The organism is Streptomyces sp. NBC_00299 (genome assembly GCF_036173045.1).
Classification (GTDB): Bacteria; Actinomycetota; Actinomycetes; order Streptomycetales; family Streptomycetaceae; genus Streptomyces; species Streptomyces machairae.
Genome location: NZ_CP108039.1, coordinates 5,136,483 through 5,155,448 on the forward strand (window position 1 = coordinate 5,136,483; position 18,966 = coordinate 5,155,448).

Sequence of the window (18,966 nt, forward strand, 5' to 3'; positions counted from 1 at the left end):
AAGGAGCTTGCCTGCCGCTCCGGCGTCACTCTCCTGCGCGAGAGCGACGCCCGCGACACCCCGCCCGGGCGCCCGTCACACGTCAGCACGGACCTCGGCGCCGTCCAGGGTGGCCATCTCGTCCGCATCCGCCGATTTTGCCCGGTCAGCCTTGGCCTTGGCTTCCTCGGCGGCGCGGTCCACCTTCTCGGGCGTAACGAATCGATAACCGACGTTCCGGACGGTTCCGATGAGCGACTCGTGCTCGGGTCCGAGCTTGGCGCGCAGCCGTCGTACGTGGACGTCGACCGTCCGGGTGCCGCCGAAGTAGTCGTAGCCCCAGACCTCCTGGAGGAGCTGCGCGCGCGTGAAGACGCGGCCCGGGTGCTGAGCGAGGTATTTCAGCAGCTCGAACTCCTTGAAGGTGAGGTCGAGAACCCGGCCCTTGAGTTTGGCGCTGTAGGTGGCCTCGTCGACCGACAGGTCGCCGTTGCGGATCTCCATGGGGGAGTCGTCGTTGACGATCTGCTGGCGGCCCATCGCGAGCCGCAGCCGCGCCTCGACCTCGGCCGGTCCTGCGGTGTCGAGAAGGACGTCGTCGATGCCCCAGTCGGCGGTGACGGCGGCGAGGCCGCCCTCGGTGACGACGAGGACGAGCGGGCAGCCGGGCCCGGTCGAGCGCAGAAGCTGGCACAGACTGCGGACCTGTGGGAGGTCGCGGCGTCCGTCGATCAGGATGACGTCGGCACCAGGGGTGTCGACGAGGGCCGGGCCTTCCGCCGGAGCCACGCGTACGTTGTGCAGCAGCAGGCCGAGTGCCGGGAGCACCTCTGTCGACGGCTGGAGGGCGTTGGTCAGGAGCAGCAGAGAACTCATACGTCTGGTTCCTCCTCGGTCCCTGCGAGGACGTGTGCGGTACGGAACTGCTCTGCGATCCCGGGGCCCCGTACACCTGCGGTCACCTGAGGTTTCCCGCGTCGTATACAACGCTTCCGAAAGCACAAAAGGACCCGGGGGCTACGCTGCCCGAGTCCTCTGCCCAGCAGAATAGCCCACATGAGCATTCGTCCGGCAGGTCATGTGGCACGATCCACGGTTCGTCCGAACTCTGAGACAACCAGACCTACACCTATGCGGACGTTTCTGCACACGGATGACGGCGTGACGACCGATTCCGTATACGACCCGGGTGCGGTCGTATACGACTCCTCACGTCCACCTGCCCGTGACCTGGTGTTCGTCGTCGCCCATGGCTTCACCGGCGATGTGGACCGGCCACATGTACGACGGGTGGTGCAGGCCCTCACCCGGCACGCGGCCGTCGTCACCTTCTCCTTCCGCGGGCACGGTGCGTCGGGCGGGCGGTCCACGGTCGGGGACAAGGAGGTGCTCGACCTGGCGGCCGCCGTGCGCTGGGCCCGCGGACTCGGGCACACACGCGTGGCGACCATCGGCTTCTCCATGGGCGGCTCGGTGGTGCTGCGGCACGCGGCGCTGTACGGGGAGGGAGATACGGGCGGGGGCGGCGAGGAGCCGGGGGAGCGCGGAGCGCATACGGACGCGGTGGTGTCCGTGAGCGCGCCTGCGCGCTGGTACTACCGGGGCACGCCGCACATGCGCCGCCTGCACTGGATGGTGACCCGGCCCGAGGGGCGCCTGGTGGGCCGCTACGGATTCCGTACCCGGATCCACCACCGGGACTGGAACCCCGTGCCGATGTCCCCGGTGGAAGCGGTCCCGAGGATCGCGCCGACGCCGTTGCTCATCGTGCACGGCGAACTCGACGGCTACTTCCCCCTCGATCACCCCCGCATGCTGGCTCAGGCGGCCGGTGACCACGGCGAACTCTGGCTGGAGCCCGGCATGGGCCATGCCGAGCACGCGGCCGGTGACGATCTGCTGGCCCGGATCGGGGACTGGGCCGTCGCACGGGGCGGCTAGCCTGACGGGATACACAGCCGATCGACAGAGGAACCGGATGCCAAAGGTCACGGTGCGCTACTGGGCCGCCGCGAAGGCCGCGGCCGGGATCGCCGAGGAGCCGTTCGACGCGGCCACCCTCGCCGAGGCGCTCGACGCCGCACGCGAGCGACACCCCGGTGAACTCGTGCGCGTCCTGCAGCGATGTTCCTTCCTCATCGACGGTGACCCCGTGGGCACCCGCGAACATGAGACGGTACGGCTGGCCGACGGCGGCACGGTCGAGGTGCTCCCGCCGTTCGCAGGAGGGTGACGATGACCGACCAGCCGTATCAGGGGTACGACGGTTACGACGGGTACGACCCGTATCAGCAGCAGCGCCAGCAGCCGCAGCAACCGCAGCAGCCGGCCGCACCGCAGGCGTGGCCGGGGCAGCAGGCGTACGACGATCCGCAGGCCGCCCAGCAGTACACGCAGCAGTGGCAGGGGCAGACCTGGGAGACGCAGGTGCAGCCGCCGGTGTCTCCTTCCGCTCCGGCAGCGGAGACGGCTTATCTGCCCTCGCAGGGGGCGGGGGCGTACGCGGCGGGGTACGGGAATGCTTCCGAGAGACACGGCTGGGGCGGGGTGCCGCAGGCACAGGGGCGGCACGCTGCCGCTCAGCCGCAGGGTCGCGCCCAGCAGGGCCATGGTCAGCAGTTCCATGCTCAGCGGGCTCAGCCTCAGCCGTCCCACGCTCAGCCGTCCCACGCCCAGGCGTCTCCCGCTACGGCGTCCCGGCCCGACGCGGAGGCCGGCCCCGGCGACGGTCCCGACTACGGTCCCGCGACCGTCGCCGGCAACACCCGGGTCACGGACGCCCAGCGGGCCCGGCTGGAGGGCCGTTCCCCGATCATCGAGCCCGGGATTCAGCCGGCCGCGCTCACCGCGCTGCTGGGGCTGTTGCTCTCGGCCACGGCCGCGGTCGGGTCGTACGCCCTGCTGGTGCCCCTTGTCGCCCTGCAGGCCGTGACGGCTGCCGGTTGGTTCCGGCTGAACGGCATGTGGCCGGCCCGGCAGGGTATTGCGCTGGCCTTCGCGGGTGCGCTGGCCGCGGATGTCGCGCTGCTGGTGGCCGACGGGGCGCCTGCGGCGATCCTCGGCACGCTGGGTGTCTGGGTGCTGCTCACTCTGGTTCTGCAGCTCCGTTCGCACGCCGATCCGGACGAGCGGATGTACGGGCTGATGGCGACGGTGGTCTCCGCGGCGCTGGCGATTGTCGCGGCGGGGTATCTCGCGGCCGACGCCGATGCGGTGAGTGTCGGGGCGGTGGCGGTTGCTGTCGCGGTGCTGGTGCGGGCGTTGCCGTTGCCGACGGTGGCTTCTGTGGTCGCCGCTTTGCTGGCGGCGGCCGGGGCGGGGGTCGTTGTCGGTGCGATGACGGGCGTGGGGTCCGGCGGGGCCGTGCTCGGGCTCGGGGCCGGGGCGTGTGCCCTGATCGGCCATCGGGTGGCCGGCTATGACTATCCGTCTCGGTTCGTGCACTTCACGGCGGGCGTTGCGCTGCCGTTGGCTGCTGCGGCGCCGGTTGTTTATCTGTTGGGGCGAGCGGTGGTCTGAGGCGGGGCTTTTCCTCTGCTGCGGGACGCCACCACGACGCGGCGTCCCGCGGCTCGGACCTGTCACGCGACGGCGGTCCCCTCCAGCTCGACCATCAGGGTGGGGATCGCCAGCCGAGTTGTCCCGAGCATCGTGGTGGTCGGCGCCACCCCGGCGGCGCCCAGTCGCGCCGCCAGCACGCCGTAGTGCTGGAAAAGCAGATCGACGTCAGTCGTGTAGACGTTGAGCCGGACGAGGTTCGCGAGAGACATCCCGGCCTCGCCGAGCACGGCCTGCAGGTTGTCGATGCTCAGCGTCAACTGCGCCGCCATGTCACCGGCATGCTGGGGCTTGCCATCGCCGCTCATCGCGGTCTGCCCGGAGATGTACAGAGTCCGTGTGTGCCCCGAGACGACCTCACCCTGGTTGAATCCCATCTCCACCGACCACGTCACCGGGTTGACCGCCGTTCGTTCCACTGTCACGTCAGCTCCATTCGATGCATCGGGAGTACGCACGCCCATCGGCTCGGTAGCCGTCGGCTGTGACGTCGTGTCAGTGAGCGTCCCAACGAATCACGACATCCTCAGTCATGTATTTCGTTAGAGTTTTCGAATGCGCGCCGACCGGCTGGTCTCACTGGTGCTGCTGCTCCGCCAGCGCGGTCGGCTGACCGCGGACACGCTGGCCCGCGAGCTGGACGTATCCACCCGCACCGTGCTGCGCGACATCGAAGCGTTGTCCGCGGCCGGCGTCCCGGTCTACTCCGAGCGCGGCCGGCATGGCGGGTTCGCGTTGTTGCCCGGTTTCCGTACCGAGCTCACCGGCTTGAACCACGACGAGGCCCTCGCCTTGCTGGCTGCCGGATCGGGGCGCGGCGAGCAGGTGTTCGGCCTCGGATCGCAACTCGCTTCGGCCCTGCGGAAGGTCCTCGACGCGCTGCCCGAAAGCCACCGGGCCACCGCGAGCGACGCGGCCCGGCGGTTCCTCGTCGACCCGGACACCGACCTGCTCTCACGGCGGCCGGCCGCTGATGAGATACCCGACGCCACAATGATCGAGATCAGGCGCGCAGTGCTCGCCGGACACAAGCTGCGCATCCACTACGAGGCCACGGGCCAGACACCACGATGGCGCACGGTGGACCCGATCGGCCTGGTCACCGTACGCGACCGGGGCTACTTGCTGGCCGCGAGATCCGGCGCGGACCGCACCTACCGGTTGTCGCGGGTGCTGGATGCCGAGGAACTCCCCGAAGCGGCACAGCGGCCCAACCAGGTCGATCTGGACCGGATCTGGCAGGAACGCTCCACGCAGTTCCTCTCCGGAAGCGACCACATCACCGTGCTGGTACGGGTGCGGCCCGCACGGCGAGAGGACCTGCTGGACACCGCGCTGGCCGTCCGCGCAGAGGAACCCGACGCAGACGGCTGGCTGCGCCTGAAGGTGACCTTCCAGGATTCACGACATGCCGAATGGGCGCTGTGGCAGCTCGCCACGGACGCGGAAGCCCTGACCCCACAGTCGCTGCGCACCTCCCTGCGCAACCGCGCGGAGGCGATCGCCGCCCGCTACGGAGCGCCATCCTGAGAGGGGGGCGCCTGCAGACCCCCTGTCACAGATGATCGACAATCCGTCGGTCGATCCCCGCCGCGGGGTTACTCTCGCGTCGTTGACGAACACCTAGGTGGGGGGAACACCACAACATGCGCGCCCTGCGGATACTGCTGATAGTCGTCGTGATCCTGGGCGGCCTCTTCGTGCTGGCCGACCGGCTGGCCGTCGGGTTCGCCGAGGACGAGGCGGCCGGGAAGCTCCAGGCGAGCGAGAACCTCGCCGCCGCCCCGGACGTGTCCATCAAGGGCTTCCCGTTCCTCACCCAGGTCGCGAGCGGCTCGCTCGACGATGTCGAGGTCGGCATCAAGGACTACGAGGCCGCCGCCGGCACCGAGGGCAAGACGATCCGGATCGACGACCTCACGGCGAACATGAAGGGCGTCGAGTTCTCCGGGAACTACAGCTCCGCCGTCGCGGCCAGCGCCACCGGCACCGCGTCCATCACCTACGCCGAGCTGCTGAGGACCGCCAAGTCCGAGCCCACCGAGGTCGCCCCCGGCGTCACCGCGAACGTCGTCGGCCTCTCCGACGGCGGCAACGGCAAGATCAAGGTCGCCGTCGAAGCCACCGTCCTCGGCACCAAGCTCCCCAACCCGGTCTACGTCCTCAGCTCGGTCACCGCGCAGGGCGACGCCGTGCGGGTGAAGGCCGACACTCTGCCCAACTTCGGCGGCGCCGACATCGCCGAGAACCGGGCCCGTGCGATCACCGACTTCGAGCAGAAGATCGACGGCCTGCCCGGCGGCATCCAGCTCGACAGCGTCCAGGCGGCGAAGGACGGCGTCGAGATCACCGTGCAGGGTTCGAACGTCCGGCTCGCCGGGTAGTACCGCGGCGGGCGGAGCGAATGGGCCCGTAAGCGAATGGGCCCGTAAACGCCTCGCGTCCAATGGGCGAGACGGCGTCGTCCGTCCCGTAGATGTGATGCGAGACGCATCCCTCCGGAAGTCGTGTGCCAGGGGCCTCGACGGCCCCTCCTTCCCACATCGCGGACGATCGCGTCTCAGAATGCGACACGCCGGTGACACGCCCGCCTGTCCGTCCCTACGATCGAGCCCATGAAGCGACAGGCGGATCTCACGAAGCGGCGGGCAGTAGACCTCTGCCGCGTTGCCGCCATGCTCTGTCGCCCCTTCTGAGCGGAAGCTCCGACTTCTGCGTTTCCCCGCTGCCCCGACCAGGGCACAGGTGCGTCGTCTCGGTCCGAGCACGCACCCCTCACACTCGCACGCCCCGCCGCAACTGCCCCGGAGGAGAAAGAGCATGAGCCGCAGCGACGTCCTCGTCGACGCCGACTGGGTCCAGGACAACCTGGACGACGCCAACATCGCGATCGTGGAGGTGGACGAAGACACGTCCGCCTACGAGAAGAACCACATCAAGAACGCGATCCGCATCGACTGGACCAAGGACCTGCAGGACCCGGTCCGCCGCGACTTCATCGACCAGGAGGGCTTCGAGAAGCTCCTGTCGGCCAAGGGCATCGCCAACGACACCCTGGTGATCCTGTACGGCGGCAACAACAACTGGTTCGCGTCGTACGCCTACTGGTACTTCAAGCTCTACGGCCACGAGAACGTCAAGCTCCTCGACGGCGGCCGCAAGAAGTGGGAGCTGGACGCCCGCGAGCTGGTCGAAGAGGTTCCCGAGCGCCCCGCCACCGACTACAAGGCCAAGGCGCAGAACACCGCCATCCGTGCCTTCCGTGACGACGTGGTGGCGGCCATCGGTTCGCAGAACCTGGTCGACGTCCGTTCGCCCGACGAGTTCAGCGGCAAGCTGCTCGCGCCGGCCCACCTGCCGCAGGAGCAGTCGCAGCGTCCGGGCCACGTCCCGTCCGCCCGCAACATCCCGTGGTCGAAGAACGCCAACGACGACGGCACTTTCAAGTCGGACGACGAGCTCAAGGAGCTCTACGCCGAGGAGCAGGTCGACCTGGCGAAGGACACCATCGCCTACTGCCGCATCGGTGAGCGCTCCGCGCTGACCTGGTTCGTCCTGCACGAGCTGCTCGGTGTGGAGAACGTCAAGAACTACGACGGCTCCTGGACCGAGTACGGCTCCCTCGTCGGCGTGCCGATCGAGCTCGGCGCCAACAAGTAAGCCCCGTAGCAAGCGTAGTAAGAGCGCAGACCCGCAGATCCCGACCGGCCTTCCTTCCGGTCAGACCCCTCTTTGGAGAAAGACATGTGTGGAGCGAAGGCCGGCGGCCCCGACGCCTCGACGATCAAGCCCGGTGAGACCACGATCCAGGGTCAGGTGACCCGCGACGGCGAGCCGGTGACGGGCTACGTCCGTCTGCTGGACTCGACCGGCGAGTTCACCGCGGAGGTCCCCACCTCCGCCACGGGCCAGTTCCGCTTCTACGCGGCCGAGGGCACCTGGACCGTGCGCGCACTCGTCCCCGGCGCCACCGCCGACCGTACGGTCGTCGCCCAGCAGGGCGGGCTTGCGGAGATCGCGATCGCGGTCTGAGGCACCTCTGATCGGCCGAAGGGCCGCACCCCACGGGTTGGACGCCTGGGGTGCGGCCCTTCGTCCTGTGCGGATCTACTCTGGAGTCATGTACGCACGGCGGCGTCACTGGTACTTCGCCATGATGGGGATCTGCATCACGCTCTTCGTCCTGGCTTGGGGCGTCGTACGCCTGTGGTCGATCCCGGTGGCCGTGGGCATGTGCGTGGTCGCCATGGTCATCCCGCCGCTCGCCGCCATGGTCGCCAACCGCCGCGGCCCGGAGGACCGCTGGTGGGACGACCCGTCCGGCGACCCCCAGTCCGACGAGTGGTGGGACGAACTGGACGGCAAGAAGCGGCCGCGCCAGTGAGCGGCCTGAGCGGCCCCCGGCGGTCCTGCCCACCGCGAGGTACGTGGCTGTCTCAGTAGACGAGCGCCTGCGTCTCGTCCCCCAGGGCCTCCTGCACGAAGACCTGGGCGCCTGCGATCCGTACGCCCTCGATGACGTCCTTCTCCGTGATGTCCCGGCGGGCCGCGCACTGGGTGCACAGGGTGAGGCGGCCGGTGGCCAGGATGGAGTCGATCAGGTCGGGGAGCGGGGCCGCGTGCGGGAGTTCGAACTCGGCGGCGCGGCCCGGGAGGGCGAACCAGGCGGACTCGCCGGTCAGCCACACGGAGACGTCGACGCCACTCGCCACCGCCACCGCCGCCACCGTGAACGCCTGTGAGCAGCGTTCGGGGGCATCGGCCCCCGCCGTCACCTTGATCACCAGCTTCTTCGCCATGGCCGAATCGTAATCAACTCCCTTACAACCTGGTGTGTTGACCATGGGTCTTCTGTGCGCGCGCATACGGAATGCGCACTTCACGTTCCGTGGGGGGACGTTTTGGAAGTATCTGAAGAAGTGGACGAGGCCGTGCCCCGGCCTCGCCGGCGGGGGCGTACGGCACTGCTGATCGCCGGAGCGGTCGTGCTCGGGGTCGTCGCGGGGACCTGCACCGGCTATCTGGTGCAGGCCGACCGCGAGCCCACGAAGCTGCCACCCCTGTCCCAGCCCGTGGTCAAGCAGGCCACGGGCGAGGTCGAGCCGCTGTCCGCCGCGGAGGACCGTCGGGTGAAGACCGACGGCGACCTGCGCAAGCTGCTGCTCAAGCGGCCCAAGGGCACGCGGGACACCGTGTTCGAGCTGGGCACGGACGGCTGGATGGACCTCGCCGAGTACGCGGAGACCTTCAAGCAGCCGGACGACGCCGTCGGCGAGCTCATCGACGAGCAGTTCCGCCGTGCCGCCGCGACGAGCTGGCGGGTGGGCAGCACGCAGAACGTCGTGATCCACCTGGTGCAGTACCGCCAGGAGCAGGCCTTGTCGGCCGCCGAGAACGCCGAGGGCTCCTATTACTGGGCCGAGGAGGAGTCCGACACCCGCAGCTGGCCCATCCCCGGCACGGGCGACGGCATGGCGTACGTGCACGACAGCCCGGATCGCAAGCCCGGCTACCTCCCGCTGTACTCGGCCGAGGCGCACGCCTGGCGCGGTGACATCGCGGTGGACATCTGGGTCTACGACACCAAGCCGATCCGCAAGGAGAAGATCATGGACCTGGCCAAGCGGCAGGTGGGCCGGCTGTGAGCGAGACACCTGAGGAAGTGCAGAGCCCCGGGGGAGTCCAGAATCCCGAGGTACTTCAGAAACCCGAAGGACTCCAGAGCCCCGAAGGACTCCAGAGCCCCGAGGCACTGCCGACCTCCGAGAGTGCCGAGGGCCCCGAGATCCTCTCCAGCCCCGAGAGCCTCCCCGCGGGCCCCGAGCGCAAGCGGCCGCGTGCCTCGCGCATCGCCGCCATCGCCGGGACCGTCCTGCTGCTCGGTGCCGTCGTCGGCGGTGCCGGCTACACCGTGGTGACCGTCCAGGACGCCGACCGCGATGCGGGCGCGCCGACCTGGAAGTTCCCCAAGCCCGCCGCGGCCGGCGACAAGGCGGAGAAGACGGAGGCGGCGGCCACGGGGCTGGCCGGTCTGCTGCTGCCGTACGACGAGAAGGGCTACACCCGCGGCCCCGACCTCGGAGAGTTCGGGGCCGACGCCGAGCTCAGCGGCCGTCAGGCCACGGCCCTGCGCAAGGAGTCGTTCAAGGACCTGCCCCGCAGTGAGCGGCGGAAGCTGGAGAAGGAGCTCGACAAGCGGGGCCTCAAGGACATGGCGATGCGCAGCTACTACAACGCCGACCCCTACGACGTCCACCACAAGGCGGCGTTCTCCGTCAGCGTCGTACTGGCGCGGATGGAGAGCCGCGACGACGCACGGGACGTCGCGACCGCCCAGAACGAGTTCCTCTCCGCCATCGGCATCTTCCGCAAGGGCCCGAAGATCGAGGGCCACAAGAACGCCAAGTGCTTCCTGACACCCAAGGGCGACGACGAGAAGCTCGACCGGGTGTTCTGCGCGGCCTACTCGGGAGACGTGCTGATCAGCGCCACCGTGTCGGGCATCCGGCCGCTCGACCTGAACGGCATCGGGATGTTCGTCACCCGACAGCTCGACCGCATCGACGACCCGGGGAAGGCCGTATGACCGAGCAGCAGCCCACCGCGACGGCGCCCGTAGCCGACGCACCGCCGATGCCGGAGGCACCGCCGGCCCCCGCCGCACCCCCGGTGAATCCGGAGAGCCCGGAGAGCCCGGAGAGCCCGGAGAGCCCGGACAGCCCGGTGACTCCGGTGAAGAAGGATCGCCGCGTCCTGCGCGCCGTCCTGCGCTGGACCGCCACCGTCGTCGTCTTCGCCGCCGTCGGCGCCTCGACCGCGTACGGCATCACGCGGATGGAGCGTACGGACGTACCCGGTCTCGCGACCGAGGCGGACGGGCGCTGGGCCTACCCGGCGATCACCAAGCCGCCGCTGCCCTCCGGCAGCCCCGGGCCGTTCGCCGAGGAGAACGTCGCCGCCCTGCACCACGCGGACCTGCGCAAGCTGCTGCTGCCGGCGCCCGCGGGGGCCAGGACGGACAAGGCCGACAAGGCGCTGAGCGGGCGCAACGGCTGGCTGGCGACGAAGGACTTCCTGGCGGCGTTCGAGTCGGCGGAGGACCGGGACGCCCTCGACCAGGTGCTCAAGGATCACGCCCTGCGGCACGTCGCCGCCCGCGGCTGGACCACCCCGGACGGCACGCACACCCGGATCTACCTGCTGCAGTTCGAGTCCGCCCAGGTGGCCGACGTGGTCCAGCAGGACCACCTCACCAACTACGACTCGCCCGAGTACGCCCTGCGCGGCGCCGCCGAGGTGCACACGGACGAGGAGTTCCCCGCCGAGGCCGGGGTCACCGACGTACGGAACTACGCCTACGCCGAGGCCAAGCCGTACGGCGCCGAGCAGGTCCGGCAGGCGTACCTGGTGTCGGGTGACGTTCTGGGGCTGGTCGTGCAGTCCCGCAAGGGCGGTGCCGCGGCCATCCCCTTCCAGCAGACGGTGGTCCTCCAGAGCCAGCTGCTCGGCTGATCCCCGCGAGGGCCCACCTCACACGGAGGGCCGGTCCCCGGCCGCGTAAGCTGGGGCCCGGCCCTGTGTACGTACCGCACACTCTCCGCTCAATCGAGGAGCAACCCCGTGGAGATCTTCTTCGAAGCCCTGCTGGTCCTGGTCTGCGTCGGCGTCCTCGCCTTCGCCGGGCTGGCCGTGAAGAAGCTGTACCAGGGCCAGCGCTGATCCCCATCACCCGACGTACGAGACTTCTGAGCTGCTCATGATCGAGATCCCGTCCGACCTTCACAAGGACCTCGTCCCCCTCGCCTTCCTGCTCGGCAGCTGGGCGGGCGCGGGCGTGCACGACTTCCCCGGCTCCGAGAAGTGCAACTTCGGGCAGGAGGTCGCCTTCGCCCACGACGGCCGGGACTTCCTGGAGTACCGGTCCCACACCTGGGTGCTGGACAACGACGGCAACAAGGTGAAGCCGCTGGAGTCCGAGTACGGCTTCTGGCGCATCGACGCCGACCGCAAGGTCGAGGTCACCATGGTCCGCGACGACGGTGTCGTCGAGATCTGGTACGGCGAGCTGGCCGACAAGAAGCCGCAGATCGACCTGGTCACGGACGCGGTGGCCCGTACGGCCGCCTCCGGCCCGTACACCGGCGGCAAGCGGCTGTACGGCTATGTCAAGAGCGACCTCATGTGGGTCGGCGAGAAGCAGACCCCCGAGGTCGAGCTGCGCCCCTACATGTCGGCCCACCTGAAGAAGGTCGTCACCCCGGAGGACGTCGAGCGCTGGGCCAAGGCCCTTCCCGATGACATGCCGGACGACGGCATCGCTTTCTTCAAGTAGTCCTAGACTCTTGGGTGTGGTGAGCACCGACTGGAAGAGCGACCTCAGGCAGCGCGGCTACCGGCTGACGCCTCAGCGTCAGCTTGTCCTGGAAGCCGTGGACACCCTTGAGCATGCGACCCCCGACGACATCCTCGTGGAAGTGAGGAAGACGGCGTCGGGGGTCAACATTTCCACCGTGTACCGGACCCTGGAGCTCCTGGAGGAGCTCGGGCTGGTCAGCCACGCCCACCTCGGGCACGGCGCGCCGACGTACCACCTGGCGGACCGGCACCATCACCTCCACCTGGTCTGCCGCGACTGCACGAACGTGATCGAGGCCGATGTGTCGGTGGCCGCGGATTTCACTGCGAAGCTGCGTGAGACCTTCGGGTTCGACACGGACATGAAGCACTTCGCGATCTTCGGCCGCTGTGAGGACTGCGCCCGCAAGCTCAAGAATTCAACTACCGAGTCGTAGGCTTGTGCATATGAAGAGCCCTTTGCTGACCCTGCCCGGTGCCGTGCCCGCCGAGGGCGTGGACGAAGGCGTCGCCGCCCACTACGGCGACCTGTTCCGCGAGCAGCGTGCCCTCGCCGACGGCACCGGTTTCGTCGACCTCTCGCACCGCGGAGTGATCGCGGTCACCGGCCAGGACCGGCTGAGCTGGCTGCATCTGCTGCTCACGCAGCACGTCAGCGACCTCCCGGTGGGCGAGGCCACCGAGGCGCTGATCCTCTCCGCGCACGGCCACATCGAGCACGCGCTGTACCTGGTCGACGACGGCACGACGGTCTGGGCCCATGTCGAGCCCGGCACCCAGGACGCGCTGATCGCGTACCTGGAGTCGATGAAGTTCTTCTACCAGGTCGAAGTCGCCGACCGGACCGCCGAGTTCGCGGTTGTGTACCTGCCCGCCGGGTCGATCGCCGAGGTACCCGAGGGCGGCGTCGTACGCGAGACGGCGCACGGCCGCGACCTGTTCCTCCCGCGCGCCGACCTGGAGTCGTACGCGCAGAAGGCCGGCCCGCCGGCCGGAATCCTCGCCTACGAGGCGCTGCGCGTCGAGCACCACCGCCCGCGCCTCGGCTTCGAGACCGACCACCGCACCATCCCGCACGAGCTGGGCTGGATCGCCGGCGCGGTGCACCTCCAGAAGGGCTGCTACCGCGGCCAGGAGACCGTCGCCCGCGTCCAGAACCTCGGCAAGCCGCCGCGCCGGCTGGTCTTCCTGCACCTCGACGGCAGCGAGGTCCACCTGCCGACGCCCGGCACCGAGATCCGGCTCGCCGACGAGGGCCCCGACGGCCGCAAGATCGGCTTCATCACGACGTCCGTACGGCACCACGAGCTCGGCCCGGTCGCGCTCGCGCTGATCAAGCGCAACGTGCCGGTGGACGCACCGCTGATGGCGGACACGACGGCCGCGGCGCAGGAGACGGTGGTCGAGCCCTAGGGTCTGTTGCGAAATGGCCTCGTCGCCCGAAGGGCGGCCGCGCGGCGTCCGGTGCGTGCTCTCGGCGTGCCGCCCGAAAGCCCTCGTACTGGGCGTACTCGGGTTTTCGGGCGGTGCGGTGAGAGCGCGTGCCGGGCGTCGCGCGGCAGAGGCCACTTTCGCAACAGGCCCTAGGTGTATTGACCTGAAGCGTTGTTCACACGGCTGATGGGTGGCTGTCCGCCGAGTGCGGTGTGGCAGCGGTGGTGGTTATAGGTGTGAAGAAAGTCTGTGAGGGCTTCGGTCCGCTCTTGGTTGGTGGTGTAGGGCCGCAGGTAGGCCCATTCGTCGAGCAGGGTGCGATTGAAGCGTTCGACTTTGCCGTTGGTCTGCGGCCGGTAGATGCGGGTGAGCTTGCCGGTCGCGCCGAGGTCGGCCAGGGCCTGGCGCCAGGCGAAGCTCTTGCGGTAGGGCCAGGCGTTGTCGGTCAGGACCCGCTCGATGCGGTCGATGCCGCAAGTGGCGAAGAAGGCAGCGGCCCGGCGGAGGAAGGCGGCGCAGGTGGCGGCCTTCTCGTCCGGGTGGATCTCGCTGTAGGCGAGGCGACTGTGGTCGTCGACGGCGGAGTGGACGTAGTCGAAGCCCACGCTGCTGCGCCGGGCTCGGCCGGCCTGTCGGCCCAGGACTTTGTGGCCGCCGCCGTCGGGGATGCGGCCGAGCTTCTTGACGTCGACGTGGACCAGTTCGCCGGGCCGGTCGCGTTCATAGCGGCGGATGGGCCGGCCGGTGGGTCGGTCCAGGAAGGCCAGGCGGTTCAGGCCGTGCCGGGTGAGGATGCGGTGCACGGTGGAGGCGGGCAGGCCCAGGATCGGTCCGATACGTGCCGGGCCCAGCTTGCGGTCCTGTCGCAGCCTGCAGACATGCGCCTCGATGGCGACTGCGGTCCGGTGCGGTGTCCTGCGGGGACGGCTGGAACGGTCGGTGAGTCCGCTCTCGCCCTCGGACCGCCAGCGCCGGATCCACTTGTGGGCTGTGGGACGGGAGATGCCCATCTCCGCGGCGACGTGCGCGACGGGACGGCCGGAACGGACGCGTTCGACGAGCAGTCGCCTGCCATGAACGGTCAGCCGGGCATTACGGTGGGACACGAAGGCCTCCGTGCGGTGAAGATTTCGACACCTCCACCACACACGGGGGCCTTCGCCACGATCAAGACCGGCCGCGTCAACAACGCTCGTGATCAATACACCTAGGGCTCAGGGCCTGGGGCCTAGATCTCCAGGAGCACGGTGAACGGGCCGTCGTTCGTCAAGCCCACCCGCATCTTGGCCCCGAACCGGCCCGTAGCCACCGTCGCGCCCAGGGCGCGGAGTTGGGCGACGACCTCGTCGACGAGCGGCTCGGCGACATCGCCCGGGGCGGCGGCGTTCCAGGTGGGTCGGCGTCCCTTGCGCGCGTCGCCGTACAGGGTGAACTGGCTGATGACGAGGAGCGGGGCGTCGATGTCGCTGCACGACTTCTCGTCGTGCAGCATGCGGATCGACCAGAGTTTGCGGGCGAGTTGGGCCGCCTTCTCCTTGGTGTCCTCGTGTGTGACGCCGACGAGCACGCACAGCCCCTCGCCGTCGATCTCCCCGACCGTCTCGTCGTCCACGACGACACTCGCGCCGTCCACCCTCTGCACCACAGCTCGCATGCGGACATCATGCCGGGTGCGGAGCAGTGGCCTCTTTGGGGGTTTCTTTTTTGATCCTTAACCCCCCATCTGGGCCCGTTCGGGGGCACTCGGTCACATTGCGGCCAGTTGGGATGGCACCATGCTTCCACACGCCGGTCGAGGGGACGGTAGAGGCATATGAGCACACCGAGTTCAGGGCAGCCTCCTGGGGCTGTCGTGTTGAGCCACGCGGCCCAGCTGGACGGCCTGCGGCCGCCCACGCAGCGCACCGCCGAGGATCCGGGCCCGCGGCTGCCCGTGGAACCGCCCGAGCACGACCTGACCGCACTCAGCCTGCCCGAGCTGCGCACCCTGCGCCGGGACGCGCAGCGCGACGAGGCGGATCTGAGCTATCTACGACGGCTGCTGCAGGGGCGGATCGACATCCTGCGGGCGGAGGTGGCACGGCGCTCGCCGGCGGGCGCGGCGTCCGTCGTCGACCGTCTCCCGGAGATCCTGACCGACGCCCCGGCCCGCCACCGCTCCTCGGCCCGCCACGTGACACTGGGCACCCCGCACAGCGAGGAGTACCGGCTGCTGGCGACCGAGATGCTGGCCGAGGTGGAACTGTCGGACCTGGAGGCCCGCACGGACGCCGAACTGAACACCGCGATGGGACGCCTCGTCCGCTACGAGCAGCAGGTGTCCCGGCGCCGTCAACGCCTGCAGCGGACGGCCGACGACTGCAGCGCGGAGATCGCGCGGCGGTACCGGGACGGTGAGGCGCAGGTGGACGACCTGTTGACGTAGCACGCCGGTTCGAAGCGGTCCGCGGAACGGCGCTTGAGGCAGCCCCCACCCACAGGGAGGGGGCTGTTGCCTTTTCGGACGGTCCGGGGGTGCCCTCTCTGGGGGAGTTTGAGGGCGAGTAAAAACCCGGCGACACGCCACGCCCGCCCACCTACCGTGACCCCATGAGCCGTCCCGAACCTCCCACCGACATCGACGTCCGCCCGATCACCGAGGCCGACATCCCCGACTGGACCCGGGCCCTGAACACCGGCTTCCTGCGCAGCCCCGACGTCTCCGAGGCAGAGGTCGCCGACCGCGCGTCGTACATCGTCCCGTCCCGCACCCTCGGCGCCTTCGACACGGGCCGCTGCGTGGCGACCTTCCGCTCCTTCGCCCAGGAGATCACCGCAGTCGGCGGCGCCCCCGTCCCCGCGGACGCCATCTCGAACGTCACCGTCAGCCCCACCCACCGCCGCCGCGGCCTGCTCACCCGCATGATGGCCCGCGACCTGGCCGCCGCGAAGGACCGCGGTGACGTCGTCGCCACCCTGATCGCCGCCGAGTACCCGATCTACGGCCGCTACGGCTTCGGCCCCGCCACGTCCACGGCCCAGTGGACCATCGACGTCCCCCGCACCGGCCTCGACCCGAGGTGGGCCGGCCCGGACGACGGCGGCCGTATCGACATCGTGGACGGCGCGGACGTACGCAAGATCGGCCCGGAGCTGTACGAGCGGGTGCGACGCGCCCAGCCGGGCGCCGTCGACCGGGACGAGCGCTGGTGGCAGGTCAGCACCGGGGTGCTGCGCCTGGACAGGTCCCCGTGGACCGAACCCTTCTTCGCCGTGTACCGCTCGGCGGGCGGCGAGGTCCAGGGACTGGCGTCGTACAAGGCGGACGACCACTGGGGCGACGGCAAGCAGCCGCTCAACACGGCGACCGTGAACTGGCTCGTCGCGGCCACCCCGGACGCGGAGCGCGCCCTGTGGCGCTACCTGTGCTCGATCGACTGGATCACGACGGTCAAGAGTGGCTGGCGGGCCCCCGACGACCTGCTGCCCCACTACTTCCCCGATCCGCGGGCCGCCCGGGTCACGACGCTGGCGGACTGGTTGTGGGTGCGGATCCTGGACGTCGTACGGGCGCTGGAGGCGCGGACCTACCAGGGGCAGGGGTCGCTGGTGCTGGAGGTCGTGGACGGGGCCGGCCTGACCGGCGGACGTTACCTGCTGGAGGCGTCGGCCGGCGGATCCTCCTGTACGCCGACCACGACCGCGCCCGAACTCACCCTCGACGTGGCCGACTTGGGCAGCCTCTGGCTCGGTGACGAGTCCGCCGTACGGCTCACCGCGCTGGGGCGGGTCCGGGAAGAACGAGCGGGCGCCGCCCTGGTGGCCGACGCCCTGCTGCGTACGTCCAGGCGACCTTGGTGTCCGGACGTCTTCTGAGGCCTCCTCTCGGCCGGTGACAGGTCTGCTGATCCGTAGCGAGCTGTTCAGTTGTGGCTGTGCTGTCGGTATTCGGTTGTCGATGTGAAGTTGTGGCTGTGCTGACCGACCGGGCTCCCGGCTCCCCTCCGGAAGGGAGCCCGGACGGCCGAACCTGGTCGCCGGGCCTTCGTGGGAAGGCCTAGTGGGCGAGCAACATGACGAGGATCACCGCGCCGATGCCGCCGATCATGGTGTTCCTGGCCTTGATACCGATGGTCAGGGCGAGAAAGGCAACGATGCCCATCGGCCCGTACTTCCACTGGATGAGTTGCTCGAATCCAATGACGAGCGCGGCTACGGCGAGGTAGATGAGCGGCATGCCGGTCTCCTCTCGGGGACGATGGTCGACAGAACCGACTCTGGTGGCCAACCCTCCTGAAGTGTGACCATGTTGCATAAGTTGGCGACCAACTTCACTGTACTTATGACCGCTTGGGAGCGTCTCATAACCACCTTCCCCGGAACTGCCCAAAGATGGCGGGAAGTTGTAGTGTTTGGTCGTGGAGCCGAAACACGCCTCCGCCAATGGGCGGAAGAGTTCACAGCGGCCACAGAAGTCACATCGGGACGTGGCCGATGAGCTGCGCGCCCGCATCACCTCGGGCGCACTGCAGCCCGGCCAGCGCATGCCCACCCAGGCCAAGCTGGCGGACGAGTTCGGCGTCGAGCGCGGAGCCGTACGGCAGGCGCTGCGCGTCCTGCAGTCGGAGCATCTGCTGACCAACGTGTCCAAAGGGGCCCCGGCGACCGTCGCCCCCGCCCTCGGCAGGGCGCTGACCGGCCCCGGAGCCGCACCGCAGCCGACCATGGTGGCCCTCGCCCCGCGGATAGCGGCCGCCTTCGCCGCCCCGCACGTCGAGATCGACGCGCTGTGCCTCACCTCGGTCTCCCTCACGCTCGCCATGGGCGAACCGCTCCGCCAGATCCACGCGGGACAGCTGAAACCGGCCAAGGTCGACGTCCGCGTCATGCTGCCGAGCCGCGACATCTCGCTCGCGTTCCCGACCCCGGTCCACGGCTCGGCCGACGACGACGTACAGCTGCGCCGGCGCTGGCTCGCCCAGCGCAACGCCCAGGGTCAGGTGCTCCGGCACAATCTGCTGGCGCTGCGCGCCACGCACGGCATCGATGTGCGGGTCACCTTCCGCGCGCTGCCGTTCACGCCGCCGGTGAAGCTCTACCTCCTCAACGGCACGGAGGCGCTCTTCGCCTACTACACGCTGGCGCGCAGCGAGGTGGAGATCGGCCAGCACCACCTGGAGATGTACGACGCTCCGGGCATCCAGTCGACGCTGTTCGCCTTCGAGCAGGGGGCCGCGCTGCGGGACACGACGTTCGTGGAGCAGTCGCATGTGTGGTTCAACGCGCTGTGGGAGACGATCAGTTCGGAGCTGCAGCTCACGAGCTGATCATCCCCCACAGTGTTTGAACTGGGTGTTTGTCGTGGTCATAGGGCGGGACCCGAGAGCAGGATCGCGAGGACGACGGCCCCTATCGAACTGACGGTCGGGCTCTTGGCCTTGATGCCTATGGTGAGCAGCAGCAGGCCGATGATGCCGGTGGCACCGTACTTCCACTGGAGGGTCTGCTCGACGCCGACGACGAACACGGCGGAGAGGAGTGCGAGGACGGGCATCGGTGTTTCCCCCTTCGGGCTTCTGGGGATGGAAGGATTACTTCCGCCAACTCAACCAACTTGGCGCCAACTCCAACTAAGTTGTCCCCACTTGGCCCCTACTTTGA

Annotated in this window: 25 protein-coding genes; 18 read left to right on the forward strand and 7 right to left on the reverse strand. The window is 69.4% G+C overall.

What is annotated here, in order from left to right:
• Positions 1 to 75: 75 nt before the first annotated feature.
• Positions 76 to 855, reverse strand: coding sequence for a winged helix-turn-helix transcriptional regulator (locus OHT51_RS22720; RefSeq protein ID WP_328880754.1), 780 nt, complete (start codon positions 853 to 855; stop codon positions 76 to 78).
• Positions 856 to 1,035: 180 nt separating this feature from the next.
• Here OHT51_RS22720 and OHT51_RS22725 point away from each other — a divergent pair, with 180 nt between their 5' ends.
• The 3 genes from OHT51_RS22725 to OHT51_RS22735 are packed head-to-tail and all read left to right on the forward strand — an operon-like array spanning position 1,036 to position 3,498.
• Positions 1,036 to 1,920 (forward strand): alpha/beta hydrolase, encoded by an 885-nt coding sequence (locus OHT51_RS22725; protein ID WP_328880755.1) that lies wholly within the window; start codon positions 1,036 to 1,038, stop codon positions 1,918 to 1,920.
• A 37-nt stretch (positions 1,921 to 1,957) separates the two neighbouring features.
• On the forward strand, positions 1,958 to 2,212 hold the full coding sequence (locus OHT51_RS22730; RefSeq protein WP_328880756.1) for a MoaD/ThiS family protein: 255 nt from the start codon (positions 1,958 to 1,960) through the stop codon (positions 2,210 to 2,212).
• 2 nt (positions 2,213 to 2,214) lie between these two features.
• Positions 2,215 to 3,498 carry a hypothetical protein gene (locus OHT51_RS22735; RefSeq protein ID WP_328880757.1) on the forward strand — a complete coding sequence of 428 codons (1,284 nt, stop codon included), beginning with the start codon at positions 2,215 to 2,217 and terminating at the stop codon, positions 3,496 to 3,498.
• Between the two features lie 62 nt (positions 3,499 to 3,560).
• Here the strand turns inward: OHT51_RS22735 and OHT51_RS22740 are convergent, their stop codons facing one another.
• On the reverse strand, positions 3,561 to 3,956 hold the full coding sequence (locus OHT51_RS22740; RefSeq protein WP_328884404.1) for a RidA family protein: 396 nt from the start codon (positions 3,954 to 3,956) through the stop codon (positions 3,561 to 3,563).
• Positions 3,957 to 4,092: 136 nt separating this feature from the next.
• On the opposite strand from OHT51_RS22740, the gene OHT51_RS22745 reads away from it, so the two are divergent.
• From OHT51_RS22745 to OHT51_RS22765, 6 genes are all read left to right on the forward strand, one after another.
• Positions 4,093 to 5,067, forward strand: a complete 975-nt coding sequence (locus OHT51_RS22745; RefSeq protein WP_328880758.1) for a helix-turn-helix transcriptional regulator — start codon at positions 4,093 to 4,095, stop codon at positions 5,065 to 5,067.
• Between the two features lie 116 nt (positions 5,068 to 5,183).
• Positions 5,184 to 5,921: an LmeA family phospholipid-binding protein gene (locus OHT51_RS22750; protein WP_328880759.1), complete on the forward strand. Its 738-nt coding sequence runs from the start codon at positions 5,184 to 5,186 to the stop codon at positions 5,919 to 5,921.
• A gap of 231 nt (positions 5,922 to 6,152) precedes the next feature.
• Positions 6,153 to 6,233, forward strand: coding sequence for an Ms5788A family Cys-rich leader peptide (locus OHT51_RS43375; RefSeq protein WP_350751515.1), 81 nt, complete (start codon positions 6,153 to 6,155; stop codon positions 6,231 to 6,233).
• Between the two features lie 124 nt (positions 6,234 to 6,357).
• Complete coding sequence (locus tag OHT51_RS22755) at positions 6,358 to 7,197, forward strand: sulfurtransferase (RefSeq protein ID WP_328880760.1); 840 nt, start codon at positions 6,358 to 6,360, stop codon at positions 7,195 to 7,197.
• An 84-nt stretch (positions 7,198 to 7,281) separates the two neighbouring features.
• Entirely contained in the window at positions 7,282 to 7,569 is a 288-nt protein-coding gene (locus OHT51_RS22760) for a DUF1416 domain-containing protein (RefSeq protein WP_328426615.1), read from the forward strand.
• Between the two features lie 88 nt (positions 7,570 to 7,657).
• Positions 7,658 to 7,921: a DUF3099 domain-containing protein gene (locus OHT51_RS22765; protein ID WP_328880761.1), complete on the forward strand. Its 264-nt coding sequence runs from the start codon at positions 7,658 to 7,660 to the stop codon at positions 7,919 to 7,921.
• A 52-nt stretch (positions 7,922 to 7,973) separates the two neighbouring features.
• On the opposite strand, the gene OHT51_RS22770 is transcribed toward OHT51_RS22765, so the two are convergent.
• Positions 7,974 to 8,336 (reverse strand): DsrE family protein, encoded by a 363-nt coding sequence (locus tag OHT51_RS22770; RefSeq protein WP_053197877.1) that lies wholly within the window; start codon positions 8,334 to 8,336, stop codon positions 7,974 to 7,976.
• 132 nt (positions 8,337 to 8,468) lie between these two features.
• Here OHT51_RS22770 and OHT51_RS22775 point away from each other — a divergent pair, with 132 nt between their 5' ends.
• From OHT51_RS22775 to ygfZ, 6 genes are all read left to right on the forward strand, one after another.
• A complete protein-coding gene (locus tag OHT51_RS22775; protein ID WP_328880762.1) occupies positions 8,469 to 9,182 on the forward strand; it encodes a hypothetical protein in 714 nt (237 codons plus the stop codon).
• A complete protein-coding gene (locus tag OHT51_RS22780; RefSeq protein WP_328880763.1) occupies positions 9,179 to 10,123 on the forward strand; it encodes a hypothetical protein in 945 nt (314 codons plus the stop codon). The genes OHT51_RS22775 and OHT51_RS22780 overlap by 4 nt, the downstream gene beginning before the upstream one ends.
• Complete coding sequence (locus tag OHT51_RS22785; protein ID WP_328880764.1) at positions 10,120 to 11,049, forward strand: hypothetical protein; 930 nt, start codon at positions 10,120 to 10,122, stop codon at positions 11,047 to 11,049. The genes OHT51_RS22780 and OHT51_RS22785 overlap by 4 nt, the downstream gene beginning before the upstream one ends.
• Positions 11,050 to 11,293: 244 nt before the next feature.
• Positions 11,294 to 11,869 (forward strand): FABP family protein, encoded by a 576-nt coding sequence (locus OHT51_RS22790; RefSeq protein WP_328880765.1) that lies wholly within the window; start codon positions 11,294 to 11,296, stop codon positions 11,867 to 11,869.
• A 16-nt stretch (positions 11,870 to 11,885) separates the two neighbouring features.
• A complete protein-coding gene (locus tag OHT51_RS22795) occupies positions 11,886 to 12,329 on the forward strand; it encodes a Fur family transcriptional regulator (protein ID WP_328880766.1) in 444 nt (147 codons plus the stop codon).
• Positions 12,330 to 12,339: 10 nt separating this feature from the next.
• Positions 12,340 to 13,305 carry a CAF17-like 4Fe-4S cluster assembly/insertion protein YgfZ gene (gene ygfZ, locus OHT51_RS22800; protein WP_328880767.1) on the forward strand — a complete coding sequence of 322 codons (966 nt, stop codon included), beginning with the start codon at positions 12,340 to 12,342 and terminating at the stop codon, positions 13,303 to 13,305.
• Positions 13,306 to 13,475: 170 nt separating this feature from the next.
• Here the strand turns inward: ygfZ and OHT51_RS22805 are convergent, their stop codons facing one another.
• Together OHT51_RS22805 and dtd are read right to left on the reverse strand one after the other, a co-directional pair.
• Positions 13,476 to 14,432: an IS481 family transposase gene (locus tag OHT51_RS22805; RefSeq protein ID WP_328876883.1), complete on the reverse strand. Its 957-nt coding sequence runs from the start codon at positions 14,430 to 14,432 to the stop codon at positions 13,476 to 13,478.
• A gap of 122 nt (positions 14,433 to 14,554) precedes the next feature.
• Complete coding sequence (dtd, locus tag OHT51_RS22810; protein ID WP_328880768.1) at positions 14,555 to 14,980, reverse strand: D-aminoacyl-tRNA deacylase; 426 nt, start codon at positions 14,978 to 14,980, stop codon at positions 14,555 to 14,557.
• Positions 14,981 to 15,139: 159 nt separating this feature from the next.
• Between dtd and OHT51_RS22815 the strand changes: the two genes are divergently transcribed.
• Both OHT51_RS22815 and OHT51_RS22820 read left to right on the forward strand, forming a co-directional pair.
• Positions 15,140 to 15,751, forward strand: a complete 612-nt coding sequence (locus tag OHT51_RS22815; protein WP_328880769.1) for an RsiG family protein — start codon at positions 15,140 to 15,142, stop codon at positions 15,749 to 15,751.
• A gap of 164 nt (positions 15,752 to 15,915) precedes the next feature.
• Positions 15,916 to 17,181: a GNAT family N-acetyltransferase gene (locus tag OHT51_RS22820; protein WP_328880770.1), complete on the forward strand. Its 1,266-nt coding sequence runs from the start codon at positions 15,916 to 15,918 to the stop codon at positions 17,179 to 17,181.
• A gap of 181 nt (positions 17,182 to 17,362) precedes the next feature.
• On the opposite strand, the gene OHT51_RS22825 is transcribed toward OHT51_RS22820, so the two are convergent.
• Complete coding sequence (locus tag OHT51_RS22825) at positions 17,363 to 17,542, reverse strand: hypothetical protein (protein ID WP_328880771.1); 180 nt, start codon at positions 17,540 to 17,542, stop codon at positions 17,363 to 17,365.
• 175 nt (positions 17,543 to 17,717) lie between these two features.
• Here OHT51_RS22825 and OHT51_RS22830 point away from each other — a divergent pair, with 175 nt between their 5' ends.
• Positions 17,718 to 18,632: a winged helix-turn-helix domain-containing protein gene (locus OHT51_RS22830; RefSeq protein ID WP_328880772.1), complete on the forward strand. Its 915-nt coding sequence runs from the start codon at positions 17,718 to 17,720 to the stop codon at positions 18,630 to 18,632.
• A 38-nt stretch (positions 18,633 to 18,670) separates the two neighbouring features.
• Here OHT51_RS22830 and OHT51_RS22835 read toward each other — a convergent pair whose 3' ends face one another.
• Positions 18,671 to 18,859 (reverse strand): hypothetical protein, encoded by a 189-nt coding sequence (locus OHT51_RS22835; RefSeq protein ID WP_328426642.1) that lies wholly within the window; start codon positions 18,857 to 18,859, stop codon positions 18,671 to 18,673.
• Between the last annotated feature and the right edge of the window lie 107 nt (positions 18,860 to 18,966).